The following is a 22,217-nucleotide window of genomic DNA, read 5'->3' as shown; positions in this document are numbered from 1 at the left end:
ACATAGCTCTTATTATACAAAATATTTTTGCTAATAAAAGCATTTTAATTAAATTATTATAATTAAATGTTACAATGAAAATATAGAAGGAGAAAATCAACTCAAAGGAGAGATGCACGATGAAATTTGAAGATTTAACTCCTGAGGAACAGGAATTATTTTTAGAAGTTGCAAAAAGTAAAGTTGAAGATGAAATTTTTATGGAGAATGGTAAGAATTATTTTCCCCTTGTAGCTAAAGGTCTTTTAAAAGAAATACCTAATGCAAATTTCTTATCAGCATCTGTAATTCTTACTAAAAAAGGAAAAGAACTACGTAAACAAATCTTAGATGATAATAAAGAATAAAAATAAAAGACGAGATTCAATTGAATTTCGTCTTTTTTATATTCATAAGTTGTTGTCAAAAATATATTTTCTTCATAATTGCCTATATACAAACTAATTTTTCATTTAAAATACCTAAAACTTTCATTAATATCTATTCCTTCAATAAAAAGCGTTCTCTATTAAATCTCATTACAGAAAAATAAAAGAATAATACATCTAAAATTATCAATACGCTTAATATGCCTAAAATAAAAGTTTTATTAATTAATAGAACTCCTGAGGACTGGGATACTACCCCAGCAATAATTGGAAAAACTAACATTCCCGTAACTGACTGCGCGGACTTAGAAGTTTTTAAATATTGTGAAAAAATTGTAATTAACTCAATAGCCAAAAGTGATATTAAAGGAATCATAACAATTATTAGTAGCCATAAAGTATTCGGAAAAATAATTCCAATTATTTTATGGCACTTTATATCCACTATGAACCAATAAATAAAAATAGCGATCCATGAAATAGTAGTAGATGGTAATAGAGACGCTAACATTTTAGCTAAAAGTAATTCTGAATCTGTAATAGGTGTATACAATAATCCTTCTATCGTTCTCTTTTCTTTTTCTCCTATAAATCCTGTACTTGCAAGAACCGTATCAATTAATAAAGGAATTAATAAAAACAAAGGAATAAAAAAATATTGGAAAACACTATATATAATTTTTCCCTCCATGTTTAAATTCCCGCCTATATTGTTTTTTATTACAAAATGTGTGAACGCATTTAAACCACTTAGACTGTTTACGATTCCACTATTAAATCCTAGTGAAATAATCAAAACAGGTAAGATAATGCTAAACATAACAGGAATAATCATAAGTGAAATAATCATTGTTTTATCGTTTATTGTTTGTAATAAATCTTTTTTTAAAACGGCCTTAACTCTTTTATAATTCAACATTTTTCAATTTATCCTCTCCTATGAATTTAAAATACAAATCTCTAATTCCTTTTGAAATCTCTTTTATTGAATAGATATCAATGTTACATTCATCTAATTTTTTTATAATCTTAGGAATTTCATCTTTATATTTTACTGTAAAATAAAGGCCACCTTGTTTTGAAAAACATTTAATTTTTAATGAGTTAATCACCTTATATGCTTTTTCTATTTGCTTTACATCTAACCTATATTCTTTTATTGGCCAACATTTAGATATTAAATCATCTATAGATCCTTTCAATAAAACCTGACCTTTGTTTAGAATAATTATATCGTCAACAATTTTTTAAATTCCGTACAGTTGATGAGTACATAGTATTATTGACAGTTTTCTATTATTTTTTATTTCTTCTAATAACCGGTATAGTTCTTCTATAGATTTTGGATCCAACCCACTTGTAGGTTCATCTAAAATTAATAATTTAGGATTATTTATCAAGGTCCGAATTATTGCAGCCTTTTGTTTCATTCCTTTACTAAAAGTTCCTATTTTATCGTTTTTCCTATCTTCCAAAGAAAAGAATGCTAGTAACGGACTAACTCTAGTCTGAAAATCATTTTCGGAAATTTCATATAAATCTTTCCATATCATAAGATTTTCAACCAATGTTAAATCTTCATACAAATTTCCATCATTTAAGACACTTATGTATTTTCTAAATTCTTTTGTATCATCTGATAAGTTTTTACCATTAAATTTTATATTTCCTGAGTCAACAGACAATAGCCCCGTTATCAAGCGAACAGTCGTCGTTTTACCAGCACCATTAGGACCTAACAGTGCAACAACTCTTCCTTCATTAATTGAAAAAGATTCTTTCTTAATTATTTTTTTATTATTAATACTCTTAGAAACACTATCTAATTTAATTAATGTATTAATAGCTTTCACCTTCTAATCTTCATCTTAGAACCGTTATTAATAGCAAAATTCCAATAATTACGGTAAGTAGTATTACTATACAATCGTTATAAAAATGCATATTACTATCCCCATTACACTTTTTTGCAGTTTACCTGATGTAGTGTAGGTTTTATACCCATCTAATAGATTTCTCATAGTCTGCATTCTTTTTAACTAACTTTTGCAACAAGTATAAATAGTTTTATTCAAAAAATCAATATGTTAATTAAGTTAATTGTTAGCTTAACTAACTTTACTTATATCCAATGATACTTATAAAAAGAAAATTATGAGCGATTGTATAAAGGATTTATAGGTAAAAATAATTATTGGCTTTTTAATGATTCTATATTTCAAATCTTCAACATAATGCTTGGGAGCAAACGTAAGTTATCTGATCTTGCTAATATCATTGTTGGGGGTACTCCATCAACTAAAAAAAATCAATATTGGGATGGAAATATTCCCTGGATGTCATCAGGAGAAATAAATAAAAAAAGAATTTATAAAACCGATAAATTAATTACAAAACTTGGATTAGAAAATTCAAGCGCAAAATTTGTTCCTGAAAATTCAGTATTAATAGCACTAGCAGGGCAAGGTAAAACTCGCGGTAAGGTTGCTATTAACAACATCGAATTAACTATTAATCAATCTTTAGCAGGAATTATTCCAATTAGCGAAGACTATTATGGATTTATATTTTACAACTTGGAAAAAAGATATTTTGAGCTTAGAAGTTTGTCATCTGGGGCAGGTTCTAGAGGAGGACTCAACAAAAAATTAATACAAAATATAAAAGTTCAGATTCCAAACCTAAAAGAACAGATACTCATTTCTAAATTATCTGAGACATTAGATAAAATACTTACTTTATATGAGCGAAAAATTAAACTACTTTCACAAATAAAAAAATATTTTTTAGATAATCTATTTGCTAAAAATAAATATCCTAATTTACGTTTTAAAGGCTTTACAAATGCTTGGGAGCAAAGAAATTTATTAACTATTTGTTATAGAGAAGATAACAAAAGAAAACCTGTAAAACGACAAGATAGAAAAAAAGGTTTAACACCCTATTACGGTGCAAATGGAGTTCAAGGATATGTTTCTGGCTACACTCATGATGGAAATTACATCTTAATTGCTGAAGATGGGGCAAATGACATTAAAAATTATCCAATTTCCTTTGTTACAGGAAAAATATGGGCTAATAATCATACTCATGTGCTTAAAATCAATATCAAAAATAATGATGGAAACTTTTTAGTAGGAACAATTAAAAAAATTAACTATTTTAAATATCTTGTTGGTTCAGGTAGATATAAATTAACTATGGAATCTTTAAGTCAAATAAATGTTTGGATAACCATTTTTCCTGAGCAAAGAAAAATTGGGATAGTACTAAATAACATAAATAAACTTATTACTTTATATGAAAGTAAATTAAAACAAATCAAACAAATAAAAAAAGAACTTTTAGATACTATGTTTATTTAAATTAAAAAACGACTTGCCAAATAACTGGTAAGTCGTTTTATATATATTAAAGCATTGCTAAATGACGCATTATTTTATCATTATCTTGATTTTCAAGCTCTTCAATTATATGAATATATGTATTTTGTGTAGTTGTCATATCTGCATGACCTAATCTTTTAGCTACACTTGCAGTTGAAACACCTGCATATAATAAAAGAGATGCATGTGTATGTCTTAATCCATGAACTGAAATCACAGGTACATCAGCTTTTTTACATTTCTTTTCAAGAAAATAGTTAATTGTTGAATTATATATTCTTTTAGTAATAAAAATTGGTTTAGTTGGATCTAAATCTCTAATTAACCCACTAAATTGCATACATAATTTCCAATCTAACTGGATTTTACGAATAGAAGATTTATTTTTAGTAGGTTGAAAACCACCTTTTTTATCCTTGTAATTCCAAGTTTTAGTAATTGATAGTGTTTGTTGTTCAAAGTCAAAATCATTTGGTGTAACGCCTAAGGCTTCTGCAAAACGTAAGCCTGTTTTTGAAATTAGTAAAACTAACCAATCTAATGATGGTTTATCACCAAGATTTAATTCTTTTAAAAGTAGTTTTAATTCAAATTCACTCAAAAATTTAGGCTTCTTTTTTTTAGGATTCTTTCCCTTGATAATTGCTCGACGTGTTGGATCATGTTTAATGATTCCATCATCGTAAGCATCTAAAATTGCCGCTTTAACTTGATGGTGAAAGTCCATAACAGTTTGTCGTTCATGTGTTTCAGCATATTTGTTTAATAACTCTTGATAGGTTTGTCTAGTTAGTTCGCCCATTTTTAAATCAGGTTCTAATCCTTTGATTTGACGATATGTTACCCAGTATTTTTGCAAAGTAACATCTCGAATTGCTCCAACCTTATATAATTTTACCCATGATTTAAAGTATTCATGTAAATATTGTGATTTTGTTTTTCTTGGCATAGAAAAACCTCCCATAATAAAATTTATTTTGGCTTAGTGCCACCTTTATTATGAGAGGTTAATTGTAATTAGATAAACATAGTATCTAATAGTTCTTTTTTTATTTGTTTTAAAGAATTTATTTTGTTTAGGTTTTCATCGATAATAATTTCGATTTTTTCTAAAATTGTTGCATATTGAATTTGTGTATTCATTGATTTAATTGGAACATTAATATGTTTAAATGTTGATTTTCTAAGAGAAGGTACAGTAGTACCTACTGAATATTTCAAAAAATTATTGCTTTGAGTTGTAAGAAAATAATATAGATATTTTGGATAAATGTTTTTAAAATTAAACAAACTATATGACCGTTGATGCAAAGCGTATTTGTCATTAATATATTTAGGATAAAATGTTTGACCTTCACCAGGCAAAATAATTGCTTCTTCATCAAAATCAAATTCATCTAATTTTTTTACTTCAACCGATCTATCAAAAAATAAATATTTACCTTTTTCAATGTTATCTTCAGAATTTCTATATCCGGTTTTTATGTCAATCAATTCAATTAAGGATTTAGTTTTTTTATTTTTGGCAAAAAATATTTTTTTTAAATTTAAAAATAAGCAATTATAATAATTAGCTTTTCGTTCATATAAAGCTAGATAGTCATCAACTAATTTAAATAAATTTGCTATTTTTTTTTGCTCTTTAAGAGAAGGAATATTTATTTTAATTTTTTCTACTTCTTTTTTTGAAATTTCTAAAAATGTAGAACCAGATGCTTTTTTTAATGCAATTTTTTTTATTTTATTTTGTAATGAAAAAATAAAATATCGAGAAACGTTATTATTTAAAACAAACGATTGAAATCCTTGATTGGTTGCTGAATCTATTGTTAAAAGTGCCATTTCTCCAATAGTAGCCCTACTTGTAAATAATATTGTATTTTTAGCAGGTAAAATTTTTGCTGAACTTTTTTTTAATCCTTCTTTTGTAATTTTTTTATTACTTTCAGTAACATATCTTTTTATATTAATTTCATTTGGCGAAAACCAATTAATATTGCCATTCCAAAATTTAGGATTTTTAGTTGAAGGTGTACCACCTCCAACTATTTTCCCTATATCAGATACCATTCTTTGCTCCCAATCATTAGTAAACCCTTTAAAACGAAGAATTGGCGCTTTTCTTTGTTCTTCTTGATTAGTTTTTACCATTATTTAAATGCCTCCTTGATGGCTTGAATAATGTCTTTTGACTCATCAGTTATTTGCAATTCATCCACCATTGATAAGAATTCACTTTCAGTTTCCTTAATTTTTTTGTTAATATCTTGAAGTTCTTGAGATACTTTCTTGATATCAACGGGAGGTTCTTCTTCAAAGGTATCAACATAACGTGGAATGTTGAGATTAAAGTCATTTTCTTTAATTTCATCTAAATCTGCAACATGTGCAAACTTATCAATATCCTTTCGCTCTTTATATGCTTGGATAATTTTATCAATATCTTCATCACGCAAAGTATTTTGATTTTTACCCTTTTCAAAGTTCTTACTTGCATCAATAAATAAGATATCTCTACGTTCACGTTGTTTCTTCAAAACCAAGATAACAGTTGGAATTGACGTATTATAGAATAAGTTAGCTGGCATTCCAATTACTGCATCCAACTGGTTCTTTTCAATTAAGGCTTGACGAATCTTACCTTCTTTTGCTCCACGGAAAAGTACGCCATGAGGTAAAACAATTGCCATTGTCCCATCAGATTTCAAATGATAAAGTCCATGTAACAAGAATGCATAATCTGCCTTTGTCTTTGGTGCTAATGCACCATAAGGTTTGAAACGTGAATCTTTCAATTTATTTTCATTATTATCCCAACGAGCTGAATATGGTGGATTTTCAACAACAGCATCAAACATAATTGGATGTTCAATTCCTTGAGCATCTGGACCTACTGGCCAATCAAGTTCCAAACTATCAGCATTTTTTAAAGTCATATTTCGATATTCAACATCATGCATCATTAAGTTCATACGCGCAAGATTATATGTTGTTGTATTTAATTCTTGACCATAGAAAGAAACTATCTTCTTTTCTTTCTTTTTAGCTTCATCATCTACTGTTAAAAGTAGCGAACCTGATCCCATCGCAGGGTCATAAACAGAAAAAGAAGCATCGTTGTTCATATCTAATGTAACTAATTTTGCGAGTACCTTAGATACTTGGTGAGGAGTATAAAATTCTCCTGCTTTTTTTCCTGAATTTCCAGCAAATTGGGCAATTAAATATTCATAAACATCGCCAAGAATATCATGACCAGCTTCATCTTGATATGTAAAATGATCAACTAATTCTACAATTTTTGCTAATGATTTTGCACGTGATGTTGTATCGTTTCCTAATCGACTATTGCCTAAATTTACATCATCAAAAATCCCACGGAAATCTCTTTCTGCATTTGGATTCAATTTTGCATTTTCATTAAAATCATCAAACATATTTTGAAAATCAGATGGAATAATTGTATTTTCAGATACTTTTTTAGTAATTGTTGCCCATGTGTCTTGAGGTGCAATTGCATATCCTAAATTACTTGAAATATCTTCAAGATAATCCTTGATTTCATCTTCAGGAATTTCCAAATATGCATCATTTACTGATTCTCCATCCTCGATGTCTAATAAATCTTGATCAAAAATGTATTTTTCTTGATGTTCTGACAAATAACGATAAAACATGAAACCTAAAATATAATTACGATATTCGCTTGCATCCATGTTTCCACGTAATTCATTTGCCATTGCCCAAATTTCGTTTGTAATGTTTTTAACTTGTTCTTGTCTTGATTCTGTCATAACTTACCACCTTAATATTTCTTCTTCATTTCATCAGCAAATTCAGTAATTGCTTGTCTTAAACTATTTCGGTACTTAATTCTTGATTTTGAACGAATTTCTTCATCCTCTGCATCAGTACTATATACTGCCGATGCTTCTTTTATAATGTTTTTTAATTCTCCACTGTTATTCATATCATCAGCACCTTCAATGTGATTTTCAATCATATCGTTTAAAAGGTATGAATCATGAATATCAATTAAGCCCCATTTTTTCTTAAATTTTAATATTTCTTCACGTTGCCCTTTGTCTGCATTATTTAAAATTAAATCTTTAACATCATTTGGAGAAATTGGATAAACATTGATCGTAATATTTCCTGCTCTCAATGCATCATTAAAGCCATTAATTTGACTTGCATATTTTCTATCAGGAATTTGACTTACAATACGATCAATTTCCTCTCTTGTATCTTCGGCATCTTTATTTTCTCCATTATGTAATTGATTTGCATATTGAGCGATCAATTCTTGCAGATAATCATAATTAACTTCAATATCTTTCACATGTTCCATTTCTAATGAAATTTCAATTGGATCAATGTTTCGTTTATCTGCAATTGCCTCTTTTAAATCATTAGCTAAAACTGTTGTAAGTCGTTCTTCATCATCGCAATTCAATCCAATTTGATTGAGTAATTTTTCAGGATGACTTTCATCGTAACGATCATCTTGTTTAGCTTGAGACATTAAATTATTATATGTTCTTAAATGTGATAACATTTGATTTTCACTTTCAAGTTTATCCGGAACATGGGTAAAGTTTTCAGTGAGTTTCTTCAAAGATTTTACAACTGGTTTTAATTTGTTCAACACTTCATCATATGATAATGCAATTATTCCAGTGTTATTTCCTTCTGCATCAACGCCTTCTACTAAACTTTCCTGTACATTAGCTGAATCACGATTTGCATATATCTCCAACGCATTATTCATTAATACTTCTGAATGATGTGGCCAACGGTAATTTACAATTCGTCCAAATGGTTTCGTTTGCATATTATGAACTCGATTAGTCCGTGAGTATGCTTGAATTAGATTAGCACCTTTTAATGTTCGATCAACATATAAAGTATTTAATTCTGGAGCATCAAATCCTGTAAGTAATTGGTCTATTACAATTACTAAATCTAAATATTTCCCATCCTTAGCAGTCTTATTTAAACGAGAAATAACGTCATCGGTATATCCTTTAGTTGATTGCATATCATATGTTGTACCAAATTCAACATTATAATCATTTATTACTTCAAATAAACTTTTATTAGTATTTAATTGATTTTTACCATTTGATGTATCTTGACTGAATGTAACAGCAATTTTCAATGGATTGTCCATTTTTGCATTTTGTTTCTTAAATTCATGATAAAACATCATTGCCATTGGAGTTGAAGCCTTACCACCACCTACATGAGTAGTAAAAAGCGCATTATATCTCCGCTTGCAAGAACGTTTTTCCCATTTTTCAAGAACATCTTTAACTACTAACTGAACGTGTTTTTCATTCATATCAAATACACTTGAAGTAACTGTATCATCCATTTCTTCAACTGGTAGTCTTTCAATTCGTTCATTAATTTGTTCACTTGTCCATTTTGGATATTTTTCTTCAAAGTATTTAGGAAGATATTCATTTCGTAATACTTTTTCAGACAATGTAGTTTCAAAATCAACCTTAAATCCTAAAACGTTCTTGTCTTTAATTGCATCACGAATAGTATAACGATGTAATGGTTCGCCAAATATCTTGTAAGTTGTAATCTTTTCCTTATCTTTTGAATCAATATCTTTATCAAAAATTGGAGTTCCAGTATATCCAACCCATCCAGAATTAGGAAAAGCCTTTTTTATTCTTTGAATCATATCACCAGCGGTTGAACGATGCGCTTCATCGACAATAAATACAACATTTTTATCATATTTAAAATCTTTTTTCTGTGAAATTAAACGATCCATTTTTTGAGTTGAAGTAACAATAATCCCATTTTTCTTCTCTTTCAATCTACGAGACAATACTCCAATATTCGCCGTATCCATTATGACACCATCTTTTGCATCACCATCAGGATCATACGCATTATACTTATCAACAGTCTGATTTGTTAATGCAACTCGATCAACTAAGAAAACAACCTTATCCACCTTAGCTAAACGTTGTGCTAACCATGCCGTCTTAAAGGATGTAATTGTCTTTCCAGAACCAGTTGTATGCCATACATAGCCTAATTCTTGAGGTCCCATTTCAAAATCATGCATTCGTATTTTTTCAATAACACGCTTGGTTGCATATACTTGATATGGTCGCATAATTTTAATTGATTCTTTATCTTTGGTTCCATCCAAAATCATATAATTAGTAGCCATTTGATGTGCCATTGGAATTGACAAGAATTGATTTGTAAATTCTTTCCAATCTAAAACTGGTTTATTGTCTTTTTCATTTTGCCATCTAAATGAAAAATCTAAATTAAATGATTTACTTGTTGTATTTGCCATATAACGCACATCATGCGGAGTCATTGCAATAAGTATTTGAACCGTTGAGAAAATATCCGTATATTGTTGCTCATCAATATATTGATACATTTGCCTTAATGCTTCACGTGCATCATGTCCATCTGCTTTTTCTTCGATTTGAATGATTGGCAAACCATTTATTAATAAAGTAACATCAAAACGGCGTGGAGGTTTTCCTGTAACTTTTGCTGGTCGTTTAATTTGTTTAACTACTTGATAAACGGTATTACCTGCTCCAATTTGGTCTTGATCAAAAACTGTTAAATATACATGACGACCATCATCTAAATTAACTTCAACTTGTGAAACTCCACCTAATCCATATAAGAATTTTCCTGCTTTATATGGAGTAGTTAGATTATTGATTTCACGCTTAACCTGACTAAATTCAGTATCCGATAAAGGTTGATTTAAACTATCTGCATTATTTTTTTCAAGAATATGTTTAAAATTTTCCCATAATTCTTCAGTGTATCTAATATTAGGAAGATATTCCCATTGTTTTTCGCCACCAAGATTTTCAAGATAATCGATTAATTTGTCCTCAAATTTCAATTCATTTTTATGTATCATAGTATCCTCTCTCCAAATTACATTAAACACTATAATATTTTATCAAATAATTATTTCTCGATATTTAAATTATTTAATAACTCCATACTTAATTTATCTAAAAGCGTCAACTTTTCTTGTGTTAAAATTTCAAACTCCTTCAATAATTGATAATAACTACCTATTTTTGCTTGTATTTCCAAAGATGGTAATTGAATAGTAATATTTAAAATATTACTTTCTTTTATTAACTTTAGAACTGTTCCTTCAAGCATATTATGAATTTGTTTTTGAATTAAAGTTGACTGATTAAATATAAACAATAAATATCGAATATCTAAATTAGACTCTTTTTTGGGAATAATCCTTAGAAAACGTTGCGAAAAAACCTTTCCAGCATTCTTCTGCGAAACAATTGCCATTTTAAAGTCTTGCAAACTTACAATTAAATCTCCCTGCTTTAAAGTTATTCGATTTAAAGCATCATCACTAGATGACTTTGAAATTTCAAAGGTTTGATTTAAATCATAATTAAAATCAGCAATTGAATAAGAAATTGCATTTTGCTTTTTCAATTCTCTAGAATTTAACCCCGTTTTGGTATCAATAACTTCACGAAGTTTCATAGCACCCTCCTTTGAACTTTAATTAATATTCATTCAATGATTGTATTATGGCATCTTTTTTATAACTTGTCAATGAACTTTAAGCAAAGTTCTAAAATTTTTTTGAATAAAAAAAGAACAGTACTTTTTATACTGTTCTTTTTACATTAAAAATCAAAATTTACACTTCTGAACAGCCAATTTGAAACTAGCAAAATCATTTGCATTTCCAATATAACTTGGATTTATTACAATTGGTTGAATAGCATTTCTTAAATATACTCGAATCAAGCATGTGCTTAAAATTAATTTTAAATTACAATGATTTTTATTATTCGCAATATTACGATTTTCATTTACTACTTGTATTTTTCTTATATTTGATAGTGAAATCATCCGATGCTTAAATGCATGATTATAAAACATTTCTTTTGTAGTAACTTTCAAATATGGCCGATTAATATTAATTAGATATGGTAAACAATAAACTCCCCAAAAGACACCTAATACTAAAATCAATAATGCAGCACCACCTGATCCTGCACTAATACTTACAGCGCCCAAAATAATTAGAAAAATAGCCAATACAATATAAATAAGAACTTTACTCTTACTAATTCGAATTTCAGCTCTTGCACTTTCCTTTTCTTTCATCTTTAAGACTCCCCATACACTTAGTTATTCCTTCTCTAAAATCAGTATATCAAAGTGTGCATTTAAAAACTAAAAAAATGTATAAAAAAATCGCACCCCGTCGAGTGCGATTTTTATCATCAAAACAAGTCACAACGTCTTGCAACTTATTTCAACTTTTATTTTTTGTCTATCTTAAAGAGTACTTGAAGCACCACGGTAAATAGCACCACGACGGCTATCTACAGTAACTGTTTCGCCTTCCTTGATAGCTTCTGTTGCGTTTTCAGCACCAACAACTACAGGAATTCCCATTGAAATACCTACAACTGCTGCGTGTGAAGTTAAACCACCGTTTTCAACAACTAAAGCTGATGCTTTTTCAATTGCTGGTAAGTAGTCTTTGTCAGTTGTCTTTGTAACTAATACGCAACCTTCTTCAGCTTTTTCGTTTGCTTCTTTAGCTGATGTTGCAACTACAGCTTTACCGATAACTGTTTCTTCGCCAACACCTTGGCCGTTTACTAATGCAGAACCAACTAATTGGATCTTCATGATATTTGTTGTACCTTTTTCACCTACAGGAACACCAGCAACGATTAAGATCAAGTCGCCTTCCTTAGCAAATCCAGCCTTCTTAGCTTCTTCTGTAGCTAATTCAAACATCTTATCTGTTGATGCAGGTTTTTCAGCAACAACTGGGTATACACCCCAGTTGATTGTTAAGCCACCACGTGTCTTTTCATCAAATGTTACAGCTAAGATATCTGCATCTGGACGATACTTAGAAATCATACGAGCTGTGTAGCCTGATTCTGTAGCAGCAACAATTGTCTTGATGTTCAAGTTGTTTGCAGCTTCTGCAGCAGCATGACCGATAGCTTCTGTAACATCTGTCTTATCGAATGAGTTGATTGCAAAGTTCTTGTATTGACGTAATGCATTTTCTGCTTTCACATCGATACGAGCCATTGTAGCAACTGCTTCTACTGGGTATTCACCGTTTGCTGATTCACCTGAAAGCATTGTTGCGTCTGTACCATCAAATACAGCGTTAGCAACGTCTGAAGCTTCAGCACGTGTTGGACGTGGGTTTTCTTCCATTGAGTCAAGCATTTGTGTAGCTGTAATAACTGGCTTACCAACAGCGTTACATTTCTTGATTAATGATTTTTGAACCAAAGGAACATTTTCAGGTGGGATTTCAACACCCATGTCACCACGAGCGATCATTAAACCATCTGAAACTTTCAAGATTTCATCAAAGTTGTCGATACCTTCTTGTGATTCGATCTTAGGGAAGATTTGAACATGTTCTGCATGTTTTTCTTCAAGTAATTCACGAATGTCTAAGATATCTTGTGGTTTACGAACAAATGATGCAGCGATAAAGTTGATACCTTGGTCTAAACCAAAACGAATATCGTCTGAATCTTTTTCTGTAATACCAGGTAAGTTGATTGATACACCAGGAGCGTTAACACCTTTACGTGAACCTAATACACCTTCGTTTAATACTTTACATACTAATTCTTTGTTAGCTTCATCTTTTTCTTCGATTTCCATGTCGATTAAACCATCATCGAATAATACGTGGCCACCTACGTGAACATCGTCAAAAAGACCTGGGTATGTAACAGCAATCTTTTCTTTTGTACCTTCAATTGATGAATCCATTGAGATACGTACTTCGTCACCAATGTTGAATTGGATCTTGCCTTCTTTTTGAACTGTTGTACGGATTTCAGCACCTTTAGTATCAAGTAAACGACCAACCTTTTTACCTGTTACTTTTTCAGCTTCTGCAACTAAGTTCATGCGACCTTTGTGTTCTTCGTGGTCACCGTGTGAGAAGTTAAAACGGAATACGTTTGCGCCAGCTTCAATTAACTTTGTAATTGTATCTAAATCATTACTTGCTGGTCCAAGTGTGCTTACGATTTTTGTTTTTTTCATAAGTCTGTTTCTCCTTTAATTAAAATCTTAAACGATCATTTAAATCTAGCAATGAAACATCTGTCTTATGCTTGTGATTTTCTAATGTATCGATAATGTCTGTGGCAACTAATTTGTTATCGTGAATTCCAATAGCTAATCCACCTTTGCCTTCAAGTAATAAGCGTACAGCATAATCACCTAAACGACTAGCTAAAACACGATCCTTTGCAGTTGGTGTTCCACCACGTTGGACGTGAGCTAATGTAACAGCACGACTATCAAAGTCACCATATTGATCTAATTGTTCTTTAAAGTCTGCAGCAGACATTACACCTTCTGCAATAACAATTAAAGCATGATCCTTGCCACGTTCTTTGTTTTGCTTGATCTTTTCAGCAATTGCCTTAACATCATAATCACGTTCTGGAATTACGATTGCATCTGCACCAGCAGCAATTCCAGCCCATAATGCAATGTCGCCAGCTCCGCGACCCATAACTTCAACAACAAATGTACGTTGGTGTGAAGTTGCAGTATCATTAATGCGATCAAGGGCTTCGGTTGCAACATTTACTGCTGTATCAAAACCAATTGTAAAGTCTGTTCCTGGAATATCATTATCGATTGTTCCAGGTACTCCAATAGAATTAAAGCCGTGTTTTGTAAGCTTCAATGCACCGTGATATGATCCATCGCCACCGATAACTACTAAAGCATCGATCCCGAATTTCTTAAGCTGTTCAATACCCTTTAATTGAACTTCTTCCTGAGCGAACTCTGGAAAACGTGCAGAGTAAAGAACTGTACCACCACGGTTGATGATTCCATCAAGTTCTTCTGAATTCATTTTAAAGATGTTGCCTTCAACTAAACCTTTAAAACCGTAGTTGATACCATATGCTTCGAGACCAGCACTCATTGCAGAACGAGCAATGGCACGAACAGCAGCGTTCATTCCTTGTGAATCGCCACCACTTGTAAGAATACCAATGCGTTTCACTTTTTTCACCTCAAGTAATAAATCTGTAATATACATTCTCCGTCTTTTATCTTATCACATTTATGATTGTTTTAGAATGATAAAATTTTTGATTTTGGCATTTACAACTATAAGTTATTGTAATACTACATTTGATTTACCTAGAAAATCGCATAAAGCTTGGATTGTTGCTTCTGTATCACTTAGCCAATATTTGTTAGACATCCGAATTTTTTGCTTGCTTTTTTCTTCATAAATTATTACTGGAATTTTTCCATGAAATTGTTGCATTACATGCAATAATTTTTCTTTACGTTCTTTATCTAATTCTTCGATTTTTAAATAAAAACATTTAGAATTAATTTTACTTGCATCATGAACTTCATTGACGATGTAATTTAATTTTTCATTGCGTTCATCGATTTTTCCAGTTACAAAAATAACATTACCCTCTTGTAACAAATTACCAAACTGTATAAATTGTTTAGGAAATACAGTCAAATTGATTTCACCAGTTGCATCACTTGCTGTCACAAACGCCATTTGCATTTGTTTCTTAGTTCTAATCACTTTCACGTTTTTAATATACAAAATTGATTTTGCATATATTCCTACTTTCAATTGTTTAACAGTTTCTGTCTGATAAATTTCAGTTAGTTTTTTATACTGATCAACTGGATGACCTGAAATATATGTCCCAAGATACTCTACTTCTTTTTCTAACAACTCATTTTCAGATAAACTGACTTTTTGTTGCATTTTTTTTGGCATAAGTTGTTTCATTAAATCAACATTATCACCACTTAATTTAATTGTTTCTAGTATTCCCGGAACTTCACTTAATAATTGATTTCGTGTTTCACCAAATTCATCAAATGTACCTGCATAAATCAATGCATCCAATACATCATCACTTAGGAAACGCTCATCAATTCTCCGAATAAAATCAGCAACACTATGGAAAAATCCATTTTCATTACGCTCAGATAAAATTATTTGAATCAAATCTGTTCGTATCTTCCAAATACTTCTAAATCCAAAATAAATTACATGCTTTTTCAATATAAAATATTTTTGACTTTGATTGATATCTGGTAGATGTATTTTGACACCCTTTTGCTTTGCTTCAATTACATAATCACGCGTTTTACTACTGTTTCCAATCACTGAATTTAAAATTGCAGCATAGAAAGCAGCTGGATAATGTGCTTTAATATATGCTAACTGAAATGCTAATTTTGAATATGCCACAGAGTGCGAACGGTTAAATCCATAATTTCCAAAATGCTCAATAAATTCATAAACTTGAACCGCGTCATATTGACTATATCCCTTTTCGATAGCCCCATTGACAAACTGTGTTCTCATCTTATCAATTACAGTTTGCTTCTTCTTACTCATCGCTCTTCTTAGCAAATCAGCTTGTCCAAGAGAAAAGCCACCCATAATAGCTGCAACTTGCATAACTTGTTCTTGGTAAACAATAATTCCATACGTTTTTTGCAAAATTGGCTCAAGCTTTTCATTTAAGTAGTTAACTGCTTTACGTTTATTTTTACGTGCAATAAACTCATCAATATTTTGAATTGGGCCAGGACGATACAACGCATTGGTTGAAACTATATCTTCAAAATTTTGTGGCTTGAGTCGTTTTAAGACATTTCGAATCCCATCAGATTCAAATTGGAAAACTCCTTTAGTATCTGCATTCTGAAACAGCTTTAAAGTAGCTTCATCATTAAGACTGATTTCCCTAATATCAAAATCTGCATCATAATCATGTTTAATAAACTGAATTGCGTTTTCTAATATCGTAAGGTTACGCAAGCCCAAGAAATCAATCTTCAATAATCCAACTTCTTCAACCTGTTCTTTAGCAAATTGAGTTAAGTAAATTCCTTCTGACCCTATTTGCAATGGCACAAAATCACATAAGTCATGATCACTTAAAATAATTCCCGCAGCATGAGTACTATATTGTCGAGGCAATCCTTCTAATGCCAAAGCAGTCTTATAAATCAAAGCGTTCTTTTGACTATCAGCAATTAAATTACGCAACTTTTGTGATTTATCATAAGCATCTTTCAACTTGATATTGTGCAACCTTGGTAATGCATTTGACCAGCTTGAAATTTCATATTGATTTTGTCCCATTACACGACTAACATCTCGAATGACTTGGCGTGCATTTAAATGAGAATAAGTAATAATCTGTGCCATATGATTTTGGCCATACCGTTGGTGAACATATTCAATGATTTCATCACGTTTTTGATCTGGAATATCTAAATCAATATCTGGCATTTGTGCCCGTTCCTCATTAAGGAAACGTTCAAAAAGTAAATCATATTTAATTGGATCAACATCAGTAATGTATAAAACATACGCAACTAATGAACCTGCAGCTGATCCTCTTCCTGGACCAACTAAGATATTATTTTTATGTGAAAAATTAGTTACATCCCACACAATTAAGAAATAATCATCAAATCCCATTCGATGAATGACTTCTAATTCATGGTTTAATCGTTCCTGATATACATTTGAATTTTGAATCTTTTCATGTTGAATTCGCTTTTGCAATCCCCTTTGACAAAGATTCTTTAAATATGATTCCGAAGATACTCCATTTGGAGTTGGATAATGTGGTAGTTGAGTTTTGGGAAAATCTAATTCCACATTAATTTCATCAACTACCTCGCAATTTTGCTCATATGCATCTTTTAGTCCTGAATCCACATATAATTTCATGAATTCTTCTGGACTCTTTAGAAAATGTTTTCCGTTTTGAGGTACTGCTAATTGTTCATCTGATAACTTTGAAGTTTTACCAATACACTTCAATACTTCTACATTGAACTTTTCTTCAGCTTTTAAATATTTTACAAATGAAGTCGCAATTAAAGGAACTTGGACTTGGTTCTGTAATTGTCGTAAATTATAAATTAAATTATCATCCATAAATTCATTTACGCCCAAAAATACATTTGATTGACTAAACAAAGAAATGAGTGCATTCAATTCATTTTTTGCCTGTTCAAATTGATGACTCATTATTGATTTATCAACCTTAGAATTTTCAGGGACAATTGCAATGATATCCGCAGTAAAATTCTTAATTTCAGATAAATTAATTGGAGCATCACCAGCTTCAAAACCTTCTTTAGACATTTTAGCTGATGAAATTTTTAATAAATTTTGATATCCATTACGATTTTTAGCAATCAAAATTAATTCATTTTCATCTTGATCTTTACCATTTAACTTTAATGTCAAACCAATCAGCGGCTTAACCCCATACTTTTGACATGCATGATAAAAATCAAGCACACCATACATTACATTATTATCGGTTAAAGCTAATGCTTCATATCCTAATTCTTTTCCACGACGGACAAAATCATCTATTTTCAACGTACTTTGAAGTAAACTGTAACTACTAATAACTTGAAGCGGACTAAACAAATTCAATACCTCCTTTCAAAATCATCAATTAATACCTATATTATATCAAATCACCTAGAATTCTTTTAAATTTATATTTGAAAAAAAAATTAAACTATACTAGACTACTATTAAAGAGGTGTTCAGAATGGCTAAACAACTTACAATTCTATTCTGGTGTTTAATTTATGGTGAAGTTTTTGGATACATCATTTCAGCCTTAGATGGCGCATCATTTGATCCTGTTATGAGTGGTGTATTTCCTATGATTGCGGGATGGATTTTAGTTAATATCATCACACTTTTCATCAAAGCACCTAAAACAAAAGAAAATAATAAAAGTAAATAATCAAATTAAGAGGCTATGATTTTTAATCATAGCCTCTTAATTTAAATTTATTTAATACTTTCTAAGTAAATTGAATCTGGGAAAATATTTGTTGAATGTGATGGATCTACATCATTACATAATTTAATGGTCTCAATTACCACATGCTTCACATCATCATCTTTACTATCATAATTATTAAAATCACGATACTTATTTAGATATTGATCGATCGCATCTAGTTGATCAATTTGATCCTTCGCACTTTGAGCATCATCTTCCTTGATTTCTGTTTGTAACTCAGAACGTACATTTTTTAATAGTTGATACATTTGTTGCAAATAATCATGTGTATTTAGATCTGTATGACGATTATTAGTATCACACAAATGAAATGTTAATTTGTTAACATTTTCACTATCTAAAACATCATTAATCATTTCATCTACTGTCATTTCAATCGACCCCTAACATTTATTATTACGTCAACATTCTATGTTGGTTGTCATTGAAATTCAATTATATAGATCAACTATCAATTATTCTGCTTTTAAATCCTTAAAAGTTAAATGTTGATCATCATCTAATGAAATCATAACCTTTGAATTAGGCTGAACTTTACCCGCAATAATCTCCTTAGCCAATGGAGTCTCAATGTTAGTTGTAATAAACCGTTGCAATGGACGAGCACCATATGCTGACACTCAAAAACACCCCAATATCAATTTTTATAAAAGATTATTTGTAAATTTTTGTAAGGCTATTTACAAGATTGTGTTCTTGTTCCTCTTTAAATTCTTCTAACAAGTAGGAATAAGTATTCATAGTGATAGTAATGTTAGCGTGCCCTAAGTGTCTTGAGATTGCGTACATATCTATACCAAGACTATATGTCAAAGCAACAAAAGAATGTCTAACACTATGGAAATGATAGTTTTTTCTATTAATATTTAAACGTTTAAAAAGTCTCCTTAGAGCTCTATTTATGTTTGAACTCTCTGGAACACATCGAGCGCCACCATTATAGAATATTAAATTCCGGCTATTAGGTTTATCAGTTTCTTTTTTATGTTTAAGTATCTTTGCTAGATTATTAGGTATAACAATTACTCTATTGCTTGCTTTAGTCTTAGTTTTTTTAAATTTATAGTTATAACAATCCCAACTTTTATTAATATCTATTTTACATGTATCAAAATTAACATCATTCCATGTAAGGGCTTGTATTTCCCCTAATCTCATACCAGTAAGAAAACCCGTTAAAAGAAAGATATAAGTATTATTAGTTCTCTTATTAGTATCAATACTATTAAAAAGATACTTAATAATAGTTTTTATTTCCTTTAAATTAAGATAGTCAACACTTTTCTTATTCTTATCACTATATACAATATTAATACTTTGGGTAAAGTCTTTGGTTAGTACTCCATCTAAAATAGCATTATTAACCATTGCTTTAATATGGTAGTGCATTTTATTAACTGTAGCTTTAACATGATTGCTACCATACCAATTTATAAATTTTTGGTAATCTGTTCTAGTTACTTCACAAAGTTTCTTATTTTTAAAATAGACCTTGATTATTTTTAATACAGTTTTATAGTGCCTTTTAGTATTATATGTTATTTTAGGTTCAATAAATGTTGAATACCATTCGTAAAAATAATGATATAGTGTTACTTTTGTTTCTTTATTATTTTTGTCCTGTACAGGTTCTCTTAAATATTTTTTAAAATATTGTGCGTATTCTTCGGCTTGCTCTCTAGTAGTGAAACCACTTTTATACTTAGTATGGTATTTACCGCCTTTCTTGTAACTAATACGAACTATAAAGAGGTTATCTTTTTTAATAATTGCCATAAAACAACCTCCATAAAGATATAATAGCATAAAAAAAGAGCGGGTATTAAACCCACTCAAGAGAAAAATTATTATATAGGATAACATTATAATAGCATAAGGCAACAAAAAAAGCTACCCAATATGGATAGCTCTTTAGTACCTAAGTTATTTACAAGGAGTGATTATACTACTATAACGATTTCTCTTTGCATTTTTAATAGTTTAGGGATTGTCCAGCATAAATCAAGTTAGCGTTACTAATGTTATTCTTACTTTGTAAATAAGATACTGAAACACCTAATTTATTTGCAATGCTACTCAATGTATCGCCACTCTTTACAGTATATGTCTTTGTTACAGTAGTAGTGGAATATGCTTTTCTTGTACCGTATTCATCTCCACCAAGAATACCAGCACAAACGTAATGATAACTTCCGCTGTAACTCATATAACGCAACCATACATATTTACCTTTAATGTAAACATGATCGTACACTAGACTTTCTCCAGGTGCATAAGTACCAACGACACTAGCACTAGTTGAAGGGGCTGTTCTAATGTTTAAGGTTGTGTTTGCTGTAAATGTCCCTTTTTGTGCGTAATCTTCATTAGTATTAGTTACAGTTTCTTCTTTTTCTACTTCTTCAACTACTGGAGTTTGTGTTGTAGGTTCGTTGCTTGTTGTATAGCCCTTTTTAGTGATACCTGTTAAATCAATGTTATAATCTAAATTCTTAATAGTACCGTCTCCATTATCGGAAAATTGCCAAATACATACACCGTCTGTACTTGGGAAATATTCAAAGGGAGCTGGATAAATACCATTAGTGTAAGGATAACCAGCAACCCAGAAACTGTCTGGATAAGCCTTAAGAATATCACCCATATTAAAATGTTCTAAAGCATATGCTTTGTATGAATAGAATACTGGTGTATAGCCCGCTTGTTTAACCCTATCCATAGCTTTAATAACTGCGTTTGTGTTAGCATCTTTAGTATTTGCACTATAACCAGCTTCACAATCTAACGCAATAATAGAGCCCTTTGGAGCTGCATTTTGAATAGTAGGTAGGAAATTCTCCACACATTTAACCGCTAAGTTAGCATTTGTTCCAGTTTGTAACCATATGTAAGAGTGAGCCCTTTTACCTTGTTGTAATGCTGACTTAATTTGACTTGTATAAGTAGCCTGATTGTATGTACTTCCGTCTGAATACATACCACCTACTTGACAGATAGTAAATTCATCGTCTGACCTCACAAATTGAGCTGTATAGCCTTGATATTTACTCAAATCAGTACCATAGCTTCTAACACTATCAGCACTAGCACTAACACCAATACCAACAGCTGTAAATACAGTTGCAAGACCTAAAGACAATCTTTTTAATTTATCTTTTAGCATTTGTTTGCCTCCTTTTATTTTGTGATATATCTATAACGACATTAAAAAAGAGGGATATAATAACCCTCTTAAAATTAATCTTTTATTTTTTCTTCGACTACTGAAAGTCTTACTTCATGATTATTTATAGTTGCATTTGTTTGTTTTAAATCGTTTTGAATTTCTTTCATGGTTTCATTTAAATTACATTGTGTATGCTTGAAATCGTCCATGATGTTAATTAGTCTTGATGTAAGTTCTTGTTGGTTCTTACTTTCCTTCTCATATACGGTATGAAAGGCTTTTCTAAACCCCCAAATTAAAACACCAACGGCGGTAGATACAATACTTAAAAGAGCTACCCAATCTTGTGCGGACAAGCCCAAAATACTCATATTTACATCTC

General features: G+C 30.5%; 19 protein-coding genes and 1 pseudogene. 3 read left to right on the top strand and 17 right to left on the bottom strand.

Features of this window, described 5'->3' with window-relative positions; genetic code table 11:
- Positions 1-119 precede the first annotated feature (119 nt).
- Complete coding sequence (locus QPK35_RS02630; protein WP_290033921.1) at positions 120-347, top strand: hypothetical protein; 228 nt, start codon at positions 120-122, stop codon at positions 345-347.
- Between the two features lie 133 nt (positions 348-480).
- On the opposite strand, the gene QPK35_RS02625 is transcribed toward QPK35_RS02630, so the two are convergent.
- Genes QPK35_RS02625 through QPK35_RS02615 form a run of 3 tightly spaced genes read right to left on the bottom strand, consistent with a single transcriptional unit; the run spans position 481 to position 2,221 of the window.
- Positions 481-1,287, bottom strand: a complete 807-nt coding sequence (locus tag QPK35_RS02625) for an ABC transporter permease (RefSeq protein WP_290033920.1) — start codon at positions 1,285-1,287, stop codon at positions 481-483.
- Positions 1,274-1,570 carry a hypothetical protein gene (locus tag QPK35_RS02620; RefSeq protein WP_290033919.1) on the bottom strand — a complete coding sequence of 99 codons (297 nt, stop codon included), beginning with the start codon at positions 1,568-1,570 and terminating at the stop codon, positions 1,274-1,276. The genes QPK35_RS02625 and QPK35_RS02620 overlap by 14 nt, the downstream gene beginning before the upstream one ends.
- A 45-nt stretch (positions 1,571-1,615) precedes the next feature.
- Positions 1,616-2,221 (bottom strand): ABC transporter ATP-binding protein, encoded by a 606-nt coding sequence (locus tag QPK35_RS02615; protein ID WP_290033918.1) that lies wholly within the window; start codon positions 2,219-2,221, stop codon positions 1,616-1,618.
- 309 nt (positions 2,222-2,530) lie between these two features.
- On the opposite strand from QPK35_RS02615, the gene QPK35_RS02610 reads away from it, so the two are divergent.
- Positions 2,531-3,733, top strand: a complete 1,203-nt coding sequence (locus tag QPK35_RS02610) for a restriction endonuclease subunit S (protein WP_290033917.1) — start codon at positions 2,531-2,533, stop codon at positions 3,731-3,733.
- Between the two features lie 46 nt (positions 3,734-3,779).
- On the opposite strand, the gene QPK35_RS02605 is transcribed toward QPK35_RS02610, so the two are convergent.
- From QPK35_RS02605 to dnaE, 9 genes are all read right to left on the bottom strand, one after another.
- Complete coding sequence (locus QPK35_RS02605) at positions 3,780-4,703, bottom strand: site-specific integrase (RefSeq protein WP_290033916.1); 924 nt, start codon at positions 4,701-4,703, stop codon at positions 3,780-3,782.
- Positions 4,704-4,771: 68 nt separating this feature from the next.
- A complete protein-coding gene (locus tag QPK35_RS02600; protein WP_290033915.1) occupies positions 4,772-5,905 on the bottom strand; it encodes a restriction endonuclease subunit S in 1,134 nt (377 codons plus the stop codon).
- Positions 5,905-7,548 (bottom strand): type I restriction-modification system subunit M, encoded by a 1,644-nt coding sequence (locus QPK35_RS02595; protein ID WP_290033914.1) that lies wholly within the window; start codon positions 7,546-7,548, stop codon positions 5,905-5,907. Before QPK35_RS02595 ends, QPK35_RS02600 begins: the two co-directional genes overlap by 1 nt.
- 11 nt (positions 7,549-7,559) lie before the next feature.
- Entirely contained in the window at positions 7,560-10,679 is a 3,120-nt protein-coding gene (locus QPK35_RS02590; RefSeq protein WP_290033913.1) for a type I restriction endonuclease subunit R, read from the bottom strand.
- Between the two features lie 50 nt (positions 10,680-10,729).
- On the bottom strand, positions 10,730-11,284 hold the full coding sequence (locus QPK35_RS02585; protein ID WP_290033912.1) for a restriction endonuclease subunit S: 555 nt from the start codon (positions 11,282-11,284) through the stop codon (positions 10,730-10,732).
- A gap of 153 nt (positions 11,285-11,437) precedes the next feature.
- Entirely contained in the window at positions 11,438-11,917 is a 480-nt protein-coding gene (locus QPK35_RS02580; RefSeq protein ID WP_290033911.1) for a hypothetical protein, read from the bottom strand.
- 174 nt (positions 11,918-12,091) lie between these two features.
- Positions 12,092-13,852 carry a pyruvate kinase gene (gene pyk / locus QPK35_RS02575; protein ID WP_290033910.1) on the bottom strand — a complete coding sequence of 587 codons (1,761 nt, stop codon included), beginning with the start codon at positions 13,850-13,852 and terminating at the stop codon, positions 12,092-12,094.
- A 19-nt stretch (positions 13,853-13,871) separates the two neighbouring features.
- Positions 13,872-14,834 (bottom strand): 6-phosphofructokinase, encoded by a 963-nt coding sequence (gene pfkA / locus QPK35_RS02570; protein WP_290034229.1) that lies wholly within the window; start codon positions 14,832-14,834, stop codon positions 13,872-13,874.
- A gap of 114 nt (positions 14,835-14,948) precedes the next feature.
- Positions 14,949-18,278 carry a DNA polymerase III subunit alpha gene (gene dnaE, locus QPK35_RS02565; RefSeq protein WP_290033909.1) on the bottom strand — a complete coding sequence of 1,110 codons (3,330 nt, stop codon included), beginning with the start codon at positions 18,276-18,278 and terminating at the stop codon, positions 14,949-14,951.
- A gap of 127 nt (positions 18,279-18,405) precedes the next feature.
- Here dnaE and QPK35_RS02560 point away from each other — a divergent pair, with 127 nt between their 5' ends.
- A complete protein-coding gene (locus QPK35_RS02560) occupies positions 18,406-18,606 on the top strand; it encodes a YjzD family protein (RefSeq protein WP_290033908.1) in 201 nt (66 codons plus the stop codon).
- Positions 18,607-18,653: 47 nt separating this feature from the next.
- Here the strand turns inward: QPK35_RS02560 and QPK35_RS02555 are convergent, their stop codons facing one another.
- The 5 genes and pseudogenes from QPK35_RS02555 to QPK35_RS02535 form a co-directional block, all read right to left on the bottom strand.
- Positions 18,654-19,040, bottom strand: a complete 387-nt coding sequence (locus tag QPK35_RS02555) for a hypothetical protein (RefSeq protein WP_290033907.1) — start codon at positions 19,038-19,040, stop codon at positions 18,654-18,656.
- A gap of 84 nt (positions 19,041-19,124) precedes the next feature.
- Positions 19,125-19,283: pseudogene (locus tag QPK35_RS02550) on the bottom strand (ClpB D2-like domain containing protein); the annotation flags it as partial.
- A gap of 40 nt (positions 19,284-19,323) precedes the next feature.
- On the bottom strand, positions 19,324-20,445 hold the full coding sequence (locus QPK35_RS02545; RefSeq protein ID WP_290033905.1) for a tyrosine-type recombinase/integrase: 1,122 nt from the start codon (positions 20,443-20,445) through the stop codon (positions 19,324-19,326).
- A 196-nt stretch (positions 20,446-20,641) separates the two neighbouring features.
- Positions 20,642-21,832 (bottom strand): GH25 family lysozyme, encoded by a 1,191-nt coding sequence (locus QPK35_RS02540; RefSeq protein ID WP_290033904.1) that lies wholly within the window; start codon positions 21,830-21,832, stop codon positions 20,642-20,644.
- Positions 21,833-21,906: 74 nt separating this feature from the next.
- Positions 21,907-22,206 carry a hypothetical protein gene (locus QPK35_RS02535; RefSeq protein WP_290033903.1) on the bottom strand — a complete coding sequence of 100 codons (300 nt, stop codon included), beginning with the start codon at positions 22,204-22,206 and terminating at the stop codon, positions 21,907-21,909.
- Positions 22,207-22,217 lie beyond the last annotated feature (11 nt).

Source organism: Ligilactobacillus cholophilus (assembly GCF_030389495.1).
GTDB lineage: Bacteria > Bacillota > Bacilli > Lactobacillales > Lactobacillaceae > Ligilactobacillus > Ligilactobacillus cholophilus.
This window is presented reverse-complemented; position numbering and strand designations above follow the sequence as displayed.

Coding starts and splice junctions, on each gene's coding strand:
- QPK35_RS02630 (WP_290033921.1), top strand. CDS start 120: ATGAAATTTGAAGATTTAACTCCTGAGGAACAGGAATTATTTTTAGAA.
- QPK35_RS02625 (WP_290033920.1), bottom strand. CDS start 1,287: ATGTTGAATTATAAAAGAGTTAAGGCCGTTTTAAAAAAAGATTTATTA.
- QPK35_RS02605 (WP_290033916.1), bottom strand. CDS start 4,703: ATGCCAAGAAAAACAAAATCACAATATTTACATGAATACTTTAAATCA.
- QPK35_RS02600 (WP_290033915.1), bottom strand. CDS start 5,905: ATGGTAAAAACTAATCAAGAAGAACAAAGAAAAGCGCCAATTCTTCGT.
- QPK35_RS02595 (WP_290033914.1), bottom strand. CDS start 7,548: ATGACAGAATCAAGACAAGAACAAGTTAAAAACATTACAAACGAAATT.
- QPK35_RS02590 (WP_290033913.1), bottom strand. CDS start 10,679: ATGATACATAAAAATGAATTGAAATTTGAGGACAAATTAATCGATTAT.
- QPK35_RS02585 (WP_290033912.1), bottom strand. CDS start 11,284: ATGAAACTTCGTGAAGTTATTGATACCAAAACGGGGTTAAATTCTAGA.
- QPK35_RS02580 (WP_290033911.1), bottom strand. CDS start 11,917: ATGAAAGAAAAGGAAAGTGCAAGAGCTGAAATTCGAATTAGTAAGAGT.
- pyk (WP_290033910.1), bottom strand. CDS start 13,852: ATGAAAAAAACAAAAATCGTAAGCACACTTGGACCAGCAAGTAATGAT.
- QPK35_RS02560 (WP_290033908.1), top strand. CDS start 18,406: ATGGCTAAACAACTTACAATTCTATTCTGGTGTTTAATTTATGGTGAA.
- QPK35_RS02555 (WP_290033907.1), bottom strand. CDS start 19,040: ATGACAGTAGATGAAATGATTAATGATGTTTTAGATAGTGAAAATGTT.
- QPK35_RS02545 (WP_290033905.1), bottom strand. CDS start 20,445: ATGGCAATTATTAAAAAAGATAACCTCTTTATAGTTCGTATTAGTTAC.
- QPK35_RS02540 (WP_290033904.1), bottom strand. CDS start 21,832: ATGCTAAAAGATAAATTAAAAAGATTGTCTTTAGGTCTTGCAACTGTA.
- QPK35_RS02535 (WP_290033903.1), bottom strand. CDS start 22,206: ATGAGTATTTTGGGCTTGTCCGCACAAGATTGGGTAGCTCTTTTAAGT.